Below are 12,089 nucleotides of genomic sequence, written 5' to 3' on the forward strand. Positions count from 1 at the left end.
TACGGGTGGTTCAGTTCACTTCGTGCCGGTTACAGCGGGTGCACCGGCCCGTTGTTCGTGTATCCCCGCACGTTCGACGGCGCTCCGGCCGCCGGGGGCTGCACGAACCCGTTGATGTGCAGGGCGACCGAGCGGATCGAGCCGACGTCGCCGCCGGCGACGTCCACCACGGCGAACGTCCACGTGCCGTCGACCGCCGCGCCCGTCAGGCCCGCGGTCAGCGACTGCGTCGGCCGCCACGTGCCGCTGAACGGCGCGTTGGCCGAGGTCACCGTGCTGAACGCGGTCGCCGCGTTGTCGGCGAAGACGACCTGGCACAGGTTCTTGCCCGAGCCGCCGTTGCGCTGGAACACCGTGGCCTTGGCCCCGGACGGCGCGGTGAGCGAGCCGACCAGGTCACCGACGTAGGTGTGGTCCAGCCCCACGGTGGTCGAGGCGGTACCGGTGCTGCAGCTGGTGCCGTCCACGGAGAACCCGACCTTGGACGCGCGGCCGACCCCGGTGACCGGGATGGTCACCGACGCGCCGACCGGGCTGTTGTCCGGGATCGCCACCGGGGCACCGGTGTAGGCGAAGTCCTGCGCGACCGGCGACGGGGTGCCGACCGGCAGCGAGAACGTCGACGTCGTCGGCGAGTGCGCACCGGCGAAGCTGACGCGGGCGTTCAGGACGACCGGCGCGCCGAGCTGCTGCGTCGCCGGGACGGTGATGGTGAAGTCGTTGACGCCGGTCTGTCCCGGGCTGATGGTGCCGTAGGACTTGGACCGCGGCGCCACCGTGACGCCCGGGGTCGGGCTGGTGAGCACGACGCTGGTGGACACGGCGGTGCCGTCACCGTCGTTGGTCACCGGCAGCGTCACCTTGGCCGTGTCGCCCGGGTCGAGCGCGGAACCGCCGTCGGCCGGGGTGACCGTCGGCTGCTTCGCCACCACGAGCGGCTGCGGGCTGGCACCGGTGTAGGCGAGCACCTTGTCCGCGAGGATGACGCCGGACCCGGTGAAGTTGTCGCGACCCGGGGTTTCGATGTCGACGGCGGTGTTGATCAGTGCCTCGCGGACCTCCGACGGCGGCAGGCCGGGGTTGCCCGAGAGGACCAGCGCCGCGATGGCTCCGGCGTGCGGCGCGGCGGCCGAGGTGCCGAAGAACGGGCTGAAGCCGGGCACGCTGGTCTTCACGCCGTCGGCCGCGGTGATCTCCGGCTTGTTCCGGACCTCACCACCGGTCGAAGACACGTTGCCCGGGGTGATCGGGGTCCCGTCGGCTTCGTAGAACACGCGCCGCGGGCCGTCCGAAGTGAACCGCTCGGCCTTGGACGCGCCGCTGAACGCACCCGGGAACGGGCCGGCCGGGTTGGCCGGGTCGCCCGGCTCCAAGGGCCGTCCGAACGCCGCGGCAGCCGGGGTGGCCGCCACGCTGAAGGCGTCCCGCGCGGCCGAGTGGCCGACCGTGACACCCGGGGTGTTGTAGGCCTTGAGGCCGTCCGCCGAGTCCTTGAACCGGCCGCGCAGCGCGGACAGCGAGAGGTAGCGGGCCTGACCGGAGAACTTCACGACGGCCAAGCGCAGCCCGGTGCCGCCGAAGGCCGGCGTCTGCAGGATCTCGAACGGATCCTGGGTGCCGTCCTGGACGTTCTGGCTGAAGCTGACCACGGCACCCGCGGAGTTGAGCAGGTAGAGGTCGTAGTCGTTGGCCGAGTGCCCGAGCGGGTCGGACCAGTGCAGCGTCACCGGGACACCGGCCGAAGAGGCGTCGGAGACGGGCTCGTAGATCTGGTTGCCCGCGGTGCCGGCGAAGTTGTGCGCGGTGCCGGCGAACTTCCCGACCGACTTGCCGGAGTCGACGAAGTCGCCTTCCCAGTGCCCGGCGGTGCCGTCGGCGACGTTGCCCTCGTTGCCCGCCGACGAGAAGTACAGCGCGCCGTCCGCGGTCACGTCGTTCACGGCCTGGGCGATGATCCAGTCCTGGAACGGGGATTCCTTGAAGTAGATGACGTCGTCGACGATGACGTCGCAGTGCGACTCGAAGCGCAGCTTGCGGATGTTGTCCGCGAAGCTGGCGTCGGAGTTGAACGCCGACGCGAAGCCGAGCGCGGCGTTGGGCGCGAGGTCGTGGATGATCTCGAGCATCGCGGTGCCCTCGTCGCCGTCGCCCTCCTGCCCGGCGATGACGTCGACGTTCGGCGGGAGCTCGCCCTTGGCCTGCGACGCGGCCAGGGAGTCGACGCCGTCCGACAGCGCACACGCCTTGACGCCGACGCCGGTGACGCCGAACTGCTGGCGGGCGATGTCGGCGTTGTGGGCGCGGTCGCCCTCACTGGTCAGGGTCGCGGCGGCGGCAGCGCTGCGCTGCGACTTGCTCGCAACCGCTTTCTGCAGCTCGCCGGCGATGCGGTCAGCCTTCTGCTGCTTGGTTTCGGTCTTGGCCGGCGTCGTCGCCGGGGTGGCCAGCTCGCGGGCCGTCATGGCCTGGTCGGCCTGCTCGACGCGCTTGACGTCGCCGCGGGCCGCGATCGCGGCGAGCTGGTTCAGCGGCACCTCGGCGCGGACGCTGGCGTACCGGTCGGACACCGCGCGGATGCCCGCCCCGGCCTTGGTGAGCGAGCTGATGAGGTCCGGCGAGACCTTGCTCGCGCGGATGTCGACCAGGACGGTCCCGGCCGCAGAGACTTGGGCCCCCGACTGCAGCGCGTTGAGCTGCTTGGTCACGCCCTTCTGGGCGGCGAGCAGATTGCTGTCCACTTTGGACTCGGCGGCGGTGCGGCCCGCCTTCACCGCCTGCAGGGCGGCGATCTGCTGCTGTGCGACTTCGCTGAAGGTGTCCGGTGTGGATGCGGTGGCGGCGCCCGCGGCGGGCGGCGACACGAGGCCGAGGGCGGCGAGCAGCGCCGCGGCCCCGGCTGTGAGCACAGTGGATCTCGATCTCGTGGAACGGGTACGACGCACGTGCGCCCTCCGATTATCTCCAGGCGCGTGCCCCGACTCACGCTGACCGATCGCCGGTGATCACCGGCAGGATCAAGCTAAGTACTGTGAGTTCCTTGTAAGCAGCGGCCGTTCGAGTGACATCGGATGGGGAATTTCCTGAATGGACCGTAAGTCGTAGGCCGTTCAGCGGAACCACGCAACCGTTACAGGACGAACGAAACGGACCAGCCGCGTCAAGCGATATCACTGCACGGGATCGCCGGATCGGACAAGAACCGGACAGTCGTCGATCACAGCACGAACGAGTCCGACCACGGCTGGGCGGCCCGCCCGGACAGCGCGTCCAAGAGCGTCACCGCCTGCTTGTCCGTCAGCGAAGCCACGAAGTCGACCACCGCCCGGCCCCGGGCCAGGCCGCGCACGGCGTCCGGGCCGGACACCGGCTCCCCCGTCGCCCCGACGAGCAGCTCCGGCGCCGACCGCGCCAGCCCGGTGTACTCCGCGTGCGCCAGCTCCACCAGGTCGTGCAGCCGCCGCGGCAGCCGGGAAACCTCGTCGCGGTCGGACAGCCACGCGTCGAGCGCGTCGACCAGGCTCGACACCACCCCGGCCTGCCCGCGCTGGTGCAACGCCAGGTCCGGGCGCAGCAGCACGAACCGGCGGTGCACGAACTTCAGCACCTGGACCTCGTGCCACTGGGCGGGGCGCAGCGAGACGTGGCCGGTGCGGGTGGACGGCGACGCCAGCACGAACACACCATCGACCAGGCGTGCCGTCCAGTTGGCCGAGAACGCCGCCGTGGCCTGCTCCGCCTCGATCGAGCCGTCGAACTCCGCGGCCAGCAGGCCGTCGACCAGCTCCGCGCGGACCCGGGCCACCGCGGCGGCGAACGCGTCGTCGTCGACGATCCACGCGTCCTTGACGTGCATCCGGCGGCGGACGCGCTCGAGCGACCGGCCCGGGCGGCGCAGTTCCGCGTGCAGCGTCTCGTCGTCGAGGGCGGCCAGCTCGCCCGCGTGCTCGAGCCACTCCCCCAGCTCCGCCGCCACCGGCGCGTGCTGCAGGACGCCGATGCGGTGGAAGTCCTGCAGGTCGTGGATGGCGTAGGCGATGTCGTCGGCGGTGTCCATCACGGACGCTTCGACGGTCTGCTGCCAGCCTTCGACGCGTCCCGCGAACGCCGCGCGCGCCTGCTCGAAGTCGTCGAGTTCGGTGGCGTAGGCGGAGAACTTGGCCGCGCCGGTGCCGGGCGCCTCGTCCGGCTCGCCGGCACCGCGCGGCGGCACGGCCATCTCGGACGGGTGCGGCGCCGGGTGGTGCAGCCGCAGCCACGGGTACTTCAGGACGGCCGCGCGCACCGCCGTGGTCAGGTCGAGCCCGATCGCCGACGGCCCGCGCACGTCGGTCGTGGTGATGATGCGGAAGGTCTGGGCGTTGCCCTCGAAGCCGTCGGCCAGGCCGAAGCGGTGGCGCGCGATGCGGTCGAGCGTCTGCTCGCCGAGGTGCCCGAACGGCGGGTGCCCGAGGTCGTGGGCGAGCGCGGCGGCCTCGGCGACGTCGAGGTCACAGCCGCCCAGCTTGTCGACGAGGCCGGCGTCGTCCCCGGTGGTGATCCGCTCGGCGATGGCGCGGGCGACCTGCGCGACCTTCAGGCTGTGGGTGAGGCGGTTGTGCAGCAGCCCGGCCCCGCCGGCGCTGACCACCTGCGTCACCCCGCCGAGCCGGGCGAAGAACGGGGACGCGGCGATGCGGTCGCGGTCGATCCGGAACGGGCTGGTCGCCAGGTCGGTGAACCCGCCGGCGTTAGTGACGGGGTCCCGCCGCACCACCCTCGGGTCGGTCTGCTCGCTGCCCTGATCCATGCGCCCGACCTTATCCGGCGGGCTCCGGTTCACCCGATCGATGGGCAACATCACGAGTTCACGGATCGATTGAAGGGGTATCCATCGACGGAGGAGCCGCCATGAACCGCCCAATCCGCCTCGCCGCCGCCCTGGTGCTCGGTACCGGGCTCGCCGCCTGTGGCGCCGGGCCGGCCGGCAGTCCAGCGTCGACCGGCACCTCGGCCCCGACCGGCGCCGAAACCACGGCCGCGCCGCCGGCCACGACTTCCGCCGCACTGATCAAGGTCCCAGACGTCTCCGGCATGGACCACCAGGACGCCCAGAACGCGATGCAGCGCGCAGGCCTCTACAACCTGCGCGAGGTCGACGGCACCGGCCAGGGCCGGATGCTGGTCCTCGACCGCAACTGGGTACAGACGGGCCAGGACCCGGCACCCGGCACCGAGGTCCCCGCCGACGCGGTGATCACCCTGACGGCGGTCAAGAAGACCGACCGCTGAGCCGTGTCGTCCCTCCGATCACACGTGATGCCCGCTAAATCACGCGAGATGCCATCCGGCCTCCGTGCGCCGAAGGGTCACACCCGTGATTGAAGGGGCATCACGTGTGATCAGAGGGTCGACTCGCGTGACTGGAGGGTCGACACGGGCGTCAGGCCTCCGGCGGGGTCGTGTAGGCCTTCAGCGTGCGGTCGGCCGCCGCCCGGGCCTTCGCCGGGTCCGCGCCCGCGGCGACGTCGGCCTCGTACCAGGCCTCGTTCGACGCCGTCATGAACCGGATGCCTTCCGGCGACATCATCCAGGCCATCGCCGCTTCCGGGTCGACGGCCGTGCCCGGCGCGGACAGGTGCAGGACCAGGCCGACCAGGGCCCCGTCCCAGCCGATGCCGACCGCGCCCGGGCCGAACTCCTCCCAGCGCTCGTCGACGTGCGCGACGTGCTCCAGCTCGAACCGGGTGCCCTCGCCCTCGGGCGTCAAGCGGACCTCGACCCAGCTGACGTTGCCGCCGAACTCCCACGTCGCGGCGAAGCTCTTCGGCGGGTCGCAACGCTCGACCGTGCCGCCCGCGTTGCCCTCGAACTGGTACTTCCCGCCGAGCTTCAGCTCGCCGCTGACCGGCAGGAACCAGCGCGGGATGCGCTCGGGGTTCGTGCAGGCGTCCCACAGGTCGTCGACGTCGGTGTCGTAGACCTGGCCGATGGTCAGGACGCGGGCTTCCTTCCCTTCGAGCACCCGGTCGCCGAGCGTGCGGCGGACGGCGCTGATCTGGTGGCTGACGTCGATCACGGGGAGTCTCCTTCTTCGATACGGCGCCGCGCGCGCTTGCCGCGGGCGATTTCGGTGGCCAGTGCGTCCAGCGGCGGGGTCCAGAACCGGCGGAACCGGTCGAGCCAGGCGTCGACGTCGCGCAGCGGTGCGTGCCCGACCGCGTACAGCCGCCGGGTCCCGTCCTGCCGGACGACCGCGAAGCCGTTCTCGCGCAGCACTTTCAGGTGCTGGGACACCGCGGGCTGCGAGATGCCGAACTCGGCCCGGATGACCTCGGTCACCGAGCCTGCCGCCCGCTCGCCGTCGGCCAGCAGCTCGAGGATCCGGCGGCGGACCGGATCACCGAGGACGTCGAACGCGTGCACCCGGCCAAACTACAAGTACCGACTTATATAAGTCAACTCTGAACAAGTGGCCGGCGTCACCCTGCGTTACTCCGATTCGGGTATCGGCGGTGAACATCAGTCGACATCGGTTTCGTTTCGCGGCCCGACCCGCGACGATCGGGGACGTGACGTCGCCCCGCGCGGTCCGCTTCGCTTTCCAGCCGCTGTACAGCCTCCACACGGGAGGCGTCGTGGCTCACGAAGCGCTGGCCAGGCCGGGCCAGGGCACCGTCCCCGAGCTGCTCACCCAGGCCCGCCGCGACGGGCGCCTCGCCCAGGTCGACCTCGGACTCGCCATCGCCGCCGTCCGGCAGGACGAGTCGTCGCTCCCGCTGCACCTCAACCTCTCCGCCCGCACCCTCGCCGCGCCGCAGGCGATGTACGACGACCTCCTCGAAGAGCTCGGCGACGCCGGGCGCCGCACCCGCGACGTCGTCCTCGAAATCGGCCCGCCGTTCGCGCCGCTGCCCGCCGACCGCGCGCTCGCCGGGATGCGGACGCTCACCGAGCTCGGCTTCCGGCTCGCGCTCGACGGCCTCGGCCGCGGCGACCTGCCACTCGGCCTGCTCGTCGAGGCGCCGGTCGACCTGGTCAAGCTCGACCGCACGGTGCTGCGCGGGCTGCCGGACGACCCGGCGTCGGCCGCGATCGTCGAGGCGCTGCTGCACTACACGAACCGGACCGACATCCGGCTCGTCGCGACCGGCGTGGAGACCGACGGCCAGCTCGACGCCGTCCGCGGCCTCGGCATCCGGATCGCGCAGGGCAACCTGCTCGCCCCGCCCACCGCCGCCGGCCCCGCCCCGGCGCTGCTCACGCGACCGCAGGCGACCCCGCGGGCGCCGGGTCCGGCGCAGTGCGTCGGCGACTTCCTCCGCCCGGCCACGACGCTGCCGGAAACCGCGACCTGCGACGAGGTCCGGGAGGTGCTGGCGGCGGCGGACGCGCCCAGCGGCGTCATCGGGGTCGACGAGCTCAACCGGCCACGCTGGTCGGTCGATCGGACGCGGTTCCTGGTCGCGGTCACCGGCCCGTACGGCCACGCGCTGCACGCGAAGCGCCCGGCGGCGCGGCTCGCGGACACCCCGCACACGATCGAGGCCCGCGCGGGCGCGATGGAGTTCCTCGAGCTGGTCACCGACGCCGACTGGGGCCGCACCGGCGACGACGTCGTCGTGGTCGACGAGGTCGGCCGCTGCCTGGGCGTCGTGCTGGTGACCGAGGTGGTGCGCGGCGTGGCGGAGGCGAAGGTCGAGGCCGCGGCGGCGCTGAACCCGCTGACCCGGCTGCCGGGCAGCGACACGGTCGCCCGCGACGTCGCCCGCCGGATCACGATCGGCGAGCCGTTCGTGGCGGCGTGGCTGGACATCGACGCGTTCAAGGCGGTCAACGACACGGCCGGGTTCGCCGCGGGCGACGACCTGATCCGCGAGCTGGGCGCGGCCCTGACGGCATTGGGCGGCGGCCTGCGCCGCATGCGGGTGAGCCACGTCGGCGGCGACGACTTCCTGGTGGTCTGCGACGTGGACGAGATCGCGACGGTGGCGGGCGCCCTGCTGGACCGCCACTGGTCGGCGGACGGCACGCCGGTGACGGTGTCCCTGGCGACACTGGTCTGCGCGAGCGGCTCGATCCGGTCGTACCAGGAGGTTTCGCGGCTGCTGGCACCGTTGAAGAAGAGGGCCAAGGCGGTACCGGGATCGAGCTGGGTACTCGGCCGGCCGGGCTCGGACCGGGTGGAAGTGTTGCGCGGCATCGGAACGCGCGGGTTGCAGGCAGCGGCCGGTTAGGGTGGGGTCGTGGAGATCCGATTCCTGACCGAGTCCGACCGTGCCTCCTGGGAACTGCTGGCCCGGGCCAAAGACACGTACTTCGCCGTCGAACGCGCCGATGACGCCTACGACCGGACCTGGCGACGCCTGCTCGACGACGACCGGATCCGCGGCATCGCCGCCCTGCTGGACGGCCGGATGGTCGGCATCGCGCACTACCTCTTCCACGCGAGCGTCTGGTACTCCGGGAAGTGCTATCTGGCGGACTTGTTCGTGGACCCCGAAGTCCGGCGCCGAGGTGTCGCGACGGCCGTGATCGAATGGGTCGCGCGGGACGCCGACGAGCACGGTTACCCGAGCCTCTACTGGAACACACTCGAAGACGCCCCAGCCCGGGCGCTCTACGACAAGGTGGGCAAGTTCCACAAAGGACTCATCCACTACGCCTACCGGCGCTGACGGCCGGAAAAGCTCACTGCCAGTCAAGGGTGAGCTGGGCTCCGATCGCGGCGGCGGCCCAAGCGACGTAGTCCTCGTGCGGCCAGCCGCACACGTTCGCCAGGTGGTCGTACGCCTCGTGGGACGTCAGCAGCCCGATCGCGTCCGCCAGGCGGCCGCAGTCCCCCTCCGGAGCCAGCCCCGCCGCCTCCAGGCGGGCCACGATCTCCGCGCGGCGGGCCACCGCCAGCTCCGCGCGGACCGCCGCCACCGCCGGGTCGGCCGCCGCCGCGGTGGTGAACGCGCTCCAGATCGGCAACGACCGGCGCAGCCCCTCGGCCAGCAGCGCCACCACCGCCGGCAGGTCCGCCGGTCCGGCCGGCCCCACCAGCGCGTCCAGGTTCACCGCGTCCGGGTCTCCCGCGAACACGTCCTGGAACGCGGCGAGCAGCAGGTCCGCCTTGCGCCCGGCCTGCGTCACGGTCTCGAGGCTCACCTCGGCCGCCGCGGCGATCTGCCGCACGCTCGTGCCCGCGTAACCCCGCTCGGCGAACAGCCGCCCCGCCGTCGCCACCACGTGCTCGCGGGTGCGCCGGGCGCGGGCCTCGCGCACCGGTGACTCGTAGCGGCGCCGCTCGCCGCCGGATTCCGGTATCGTCATCAATTGGATAGTACAGCGTATCGGCCAATCAAGGGGGAGCCATGACCCGCGTACTCGTCTGCGTCCAGCCCGCTCGCGGCCACGTCGGCCCGACCAAGCCGATCGTCGAAGCCCTGCTCGCCGCCGGGCACGAGGTCAGTGTCGTCACCGGAGCGCGCTACCGAGCGGCCTTCGAGAAGCTCGGCGCCACCGTGCGAGTCCTGCCGCCGGAGGCCGACTTCGACGAAACCGACCTCGAAGGCTCGATCCCCGGCCGCGCCGGCCGGAAAGGACTGCGGCTCGCCCGGTTCGAGCTGGCCACCTTCGTCCGCGCGATGCCCGCCCAGCTGAGCGTGCTGGACCTCGACGTCGACGTCGTGCTCTGCGACCCGCTCTTCATGGCGGGCCTGGCCTTGGTGCGCCGCGAGCACCGGCCACGCGTGCTGGTGCTGGGCTTCCTCCCGTTCATGCCCCCGGTGCCGAGCGGCCCGCCGCCGGCGTCACCCGCCGACCGCCTGGGCGCCGCGGTCCTCAAAGCGCTCGCACCGTGGGTGCTCGGGCCGGCGCAGCGGCAAGCCCGGGAATCGCTGGGCGAAGACCCCGGCATGCTGTTCGCGGACTGGCCGCTGCACAGCGACGGCGTCCTGCAGATGACCTGCCCCGGCTTCGAATACCCGCGTGCGCGAGCCCCGTTGCACTTCATCGGGCCGACCACGGTCAGCGCGGCGAGCGAGCACCCGCTGCCACCGTGGTGGGGCGACCTCGACGGCTCCCGCCCGGTGGTGCACGTGACCCAGGGGACGGTGGCGAACGACGACCTCGGCCGGCTCGTCGAACCCACGATCGCCGCCCTCGCCGAGGAGGACGTGCTCGTCGTCGCGACGACGTGCGGCGGGCGGCTGAGCCCGGGCCCGCTGCCGGCCAACGTCCGCGTCGCCGACTTCCTGCCCTACGACGAGCTGCTCCCCCGCTGCGCCGCGATGGTCGGCAACGGCGGGTACGGCGGCGTCAACCACGCCCTCCGCTACGGGGTGCCGCTGGTCGTCGTCGGGGCCAGCGAGGACAAGCGCGACGTCGCCGCCCGGGTCACCTGGTCCGGCGCCGGGATCGGCCGCGCCCGCGCTTCGGCCTCGCCGCGGATGATCAGGCGGGACGTCCGCGCCGTCCTGGACGAGCCGCGCTACCGCGACCGGGCGAAGGAACTGGCCGCCGAGATGGCCGCCGGGCCGTCGATGGCCGAGGTGGTCGACCTGATCACGGCGTAGGGTTCCGGCATGGACGCCGAGATCCACGCAGCGATCGTCGAGCACTGGACCGCTTCGGAACAAGGCGACGTGGAACGCGAGCACGCGATCTACGCCGACGAAGCGATCCTGGACTACCCGCAGTCCGGCGAGCGCTTCCGTGGCCGTGCGAAGATCCAGGCGCAACGCGGCGGCCACCCGGCCGAGCGCCACTTCGAGATCCGCCGCATCCAGGGCAGTGGTGACCTCTGGATCAGCGAGTGCGTGATCACCTACGACGGCGCGCCGACCCGCACGGTGAGCATCATGGAGTTCTCCGGCGATCTCGTCACGCACGAAACGCAGTACTTCGCCGATCCGTTCCCGGCTGCTCCCTCACGAGCGACGCTGGCGGAGCCGATCCCGGCCGATCAGTAGTACGCGCGCAGGTAGCCCGCGAAACGCTCGTCGACCTCCTCGGACGTCAGGCCGAAGTCCTCCAGGCTGTAGCGGTGCACTGGTTTTCGCTCCCCCGAACGGCTTTCGGTGTGCAGCGCGGTCATGGCCGCCCGCGCGTCGTCGGTCAACGTCAGTCCGAAGTGGTCGTACACAGTGGACACCGTGCTGATCGGGTCGGCGACGAAGTCCTCGTACCGCACATCGCAGAACTGGGCCGCGTCGTACCGGGCGCGAGCCGCGTGGAACTCGTCGGCGCCGCGGGCCCACAGGTCGAGCTGCGAGTGGCCGATCACCTCGCCGCGGAACTTGGTCGACCAGCCGTCGGCAGCCTTCTCCGCGAGACTGCACATCGAACCCATGATCGTCCGCGGCGCCCGGTGCGTCTGGATGACGAGCGCGTCCGGGTACGCCGCCATCAGCGCGTCCAGGGCGAAGAGGTGGCTCGGGTTCTTGAGCACCCACCGCTTGCCCGCGTCCGGCAGCCCGATCAGCTGCAGGTTGCGCCGGTGCCGGGCGTAGGCGTCCGTCCAGTCCTGCTTCGCGAGCCAGCGCGAGTAACGCGGGACATGCGCGAGGCATTCGAACGACAGCGAGCGCATCGACTGACGCAGCAGCTGCCAGCACTCCTCCACCTGGTCCGCGGACATGTGGTGGACACCCATGAACTCCGGGTGCTCGACGTGGTGACGTTCGTAGCCGGCCTGGATCCCCTGGTACACCGGGTTGTCCGCCCAGGTCTCCCGCGGCGGCCGCGGCTGCGGCACCTCGGCGAGCCAGACTTCGAGGCCCTGGTGCCCCGGGTCCTCGGCGAGCAGCCGGTGCAGCGCCGTCGTGCCGGTGCGCGGCAGGCCGGTGACGAAGATCGGCCGGTCGATCGCCGCAGAAGCCGACGCCGGGTGCTGCTTCCAGCCCGCCTCGCTGAGCAGCCGGGCGACGAGCGCGCCGCGCAGCATCGCGCGGTGCACCTTGTTGCCGAACGGCGTGAGCTCCTCGTCGGCCTCGTACGCCTCCAGCAGCACGCGCAGGCCTTCGACGTACTCGTCGCCGCCGAAGTCGTCGAGCCCGGTGAGCTTGGTGGCCGACGCGTGCAGGTCCTCGACGGTGCCGACGTCTTCGCGGCCGGGGAGCATGGAT

At 72.1% G+C, this 12,089-nt stretch carries 11 protein-coding genes; 5 read left to right on the forward strand and 6 right to left on the reverse strand.

Features of this window, described 5'->3' with window-relative positions:
- Positions 1 to 29: 29 nt before the first annotated feature.
- Complete coding sequence (locus QQ657_RS38000) at positions 30 to 2,906, reverse strand: S8 family serine peptidase (RefSeq protein WP_284747174.1); 2,877 nt, start codon at positions 2,904 to 2,906, stop codon at positions 30 to 32.
- Between the two features lie 308 nt (positions 2,907 to 3,214).
- Positions 3,215 to 4,786, reverse strand: a complete 1,572-nt coding sequence (locus QQ657_RS38005) for a deoxyguanosinetriphosphate triphosphohydrolase family protein (RefSeq protein WP_284747175.1) — start codon at positions 4,784 to 4,786, stop codon at positions 3,215 to 3,217.
- Between the two features lie 101 nt (positions 4,787 to 4,887).
- Between QQ657_RS38005 and QQ657_RS38010 the strand changes: the two genes are divergently transcribed.
- Positions 4,888 to 5,268, forward strand: coding sequence for a PASTA domain-containing protein (locus QQ657_RS38010; RefSeq protein WP_284747176.1), 381 nt, complete (start codon positions 4,888 to 4,890; stop codon positions 5,266 to 5,268).
- Between the two features lie 151 nt (positions 5,269 to 5,419).
- Here QQ657_RS38010 and QQ657_RS38015 read toward each other — a convergent pair whose 3' ends face one another.
- Positions 5,420 to 6,055, reverse strand: coding sequence for an SRPBCC family protein (locus QQ657_RS38015; RefSeq protein ID WP_284747177.1), 636 nt, complete (start codon positions 6,053 to 6,055; stop codon positions 5,420 to 5,422).
- Positions 6,052 to 6,402, reverse strand: a complete 351-nt coding sequence (locus QQ657_RS38020) for an ArsR/SmtB family transcription factor (protein WP_284747178.1) — start codon at positions 6,400 to 6,402, stop codon at positions 6,052 to 6,054. The genes QQ657_RS38015 and QQ657_RS38020 overlap by 4 nt, the downstream gene beginning before the upstream one ends.
- Positions 6,403 to 6,548: 146 nt before the next feature.
- On the opposite strand from QQ657_RS38020, the gene QQ657_RS38025 reads away from it, so the two are divergent.
- Positions 6,549 to 8,213, forward strand: a complete 1,665-nt coding sequence (locus QQ657_RS38025; RefSeq protein ID WP_284747179.1) for a GGDEF domain-containing protein — start codon at positions 6,549 to 6,551, stop codon at positions 8,211 to 8,213.
- Between the two features lie 9 nt (positions 8,214 to 8,222).
- Entirely contained in the window at positions 8,223 to 8,654 is a 432-nt protein-coding gene (locus QQ657_RS38030) for a GNAT family N-acetyltransferase (RefSeq protein WP_284747180.1), read from the forward strand.
- A gap of 13 nt (positions 8,655 to 8,667) precedes the next feature.
- On the opposite strand, the gene QQ657_RS38035 is transcribed toward QQ657_RS38030, so the two are convergent.
- A complete protein-coding gene (locus QQ657_RS38035; RefSeq protein WP_284747181.1) occupies positions 8,668 to 9,294 on the reverse strand; it encodes a TetR/AcrR family transcriptional regulator in 627 nt (208 codons plus the stop codon).
- A gap of 41 nt (positions 9,295 to 9,335) precedes the next feature.
- On the opposite strand from QQ657_RS38035, the gene QQ657_RS38040 reads away from it, so the two are divergent.
- Together QQ657_RS38040 and QQ657_RS38045 are read left to right on the forward strand one after the other, a co-directional pair.
- Positions 9,336 to 10,538 (forward strand): glycosyltransferase, encoded by a 1,203-nt coding sequence (locus tag QQ657_RS38040; protein ID WP_284747182.1) that lies wholly within the window; start codon positions 9,336 to 9,338, stop codon positions 10,536 to 10,538.
- Positions 10,539 to 10,547: 9 nt separating this feature from the next.
- The gene (locus tag QQ657_RS38045) at positions 10,548 to 10,934 is read left to right on the forward strand and encodes a nuclear transport factor 2 family protein (RefSeq protein ID WP_284747183.1); all 387 of its coding nucleotides are present in this window, start codon (positions 10,548 to 10,550) and stop codon (positions 10,932 to 10,934) included.
- Here QQ657_RS38045 and QQ657_RS38050 read toward each other — a convergent pair.
- A complete protein-coding gene (locus tag QQ657_RS38050; protein WP_284747184.1) occupies positions 10,928 to 12,085 on the reverse strand; it encodes a sulfotransferase family protein in 1,158 nt (385 codons plus the stop codon). The two genes, QQ657_RS38045 and QQ657_RS38050, sit on opposite strands and share 7 nt — an antisense overlap.
- Between the last annotated feature and the right edge of the window lie 4 nt (positions 12,086 to 12,089).

The sequence above is a fragment of the Amycolatopsis ponsaeliensis genome (assembly GCF_030182635.1).
Classification (GTDB): domain Bacteria; phylum Actinomycetota; class Actinomycetes; order Mycobacteriales; family Pseudonocardiaceae; genus Amycolatopsis; species Amycolatopsis ponsaeliensis.

Excerpts from the sequence above, each read along its gene's own strand:
- QQ657_RS38010 (WP_284747176.1), top strand. The coding sequence starts at position 4,888 with ATGAACCGCCCAATCCGCCTCGCCGCCGCCCTGGTGCTCGGTACCGGG.
- QQ657_RS38040 (WP_284747182.1), top strand. The coding sequence starts at position 9,336 with ATGACCCGCGTACTCGTCTGCGTCCAGCCCGCTCGCGGCCACGTCGGC.
- QQ657_RS38050 (WP_284747184.1), bottom strand. The coding sequence starts at position 12,085 with ATGCTCCCCGGCCGCGAAGACGTCGGCACCGTCGAGGACCTGCACGCG.
- QQ657_RS38035 (WP_284747181.1), bottom strand. The coding sequence starts at position 9,294 with ATGACGATACCGGAATCCGGCGGCGAGCGGCGCCGCTACGAGTCACCG.
- QQ657_RS38045 (WP_284747183.1), top strand. The coding sequence starts at position 10,548 with ATGGACGCCGAGATCCACGCAGCGATCGTCGAGCACTGGACCGCTTCG.
- QQ657_RS38005 (WP_284747175.1), bottom strand. The coding sequence starts at position 4,786 with ATGGATCAGGGCAGCGAGCAGACCGACCCGAGGGTGGTGCGGCGGGAC.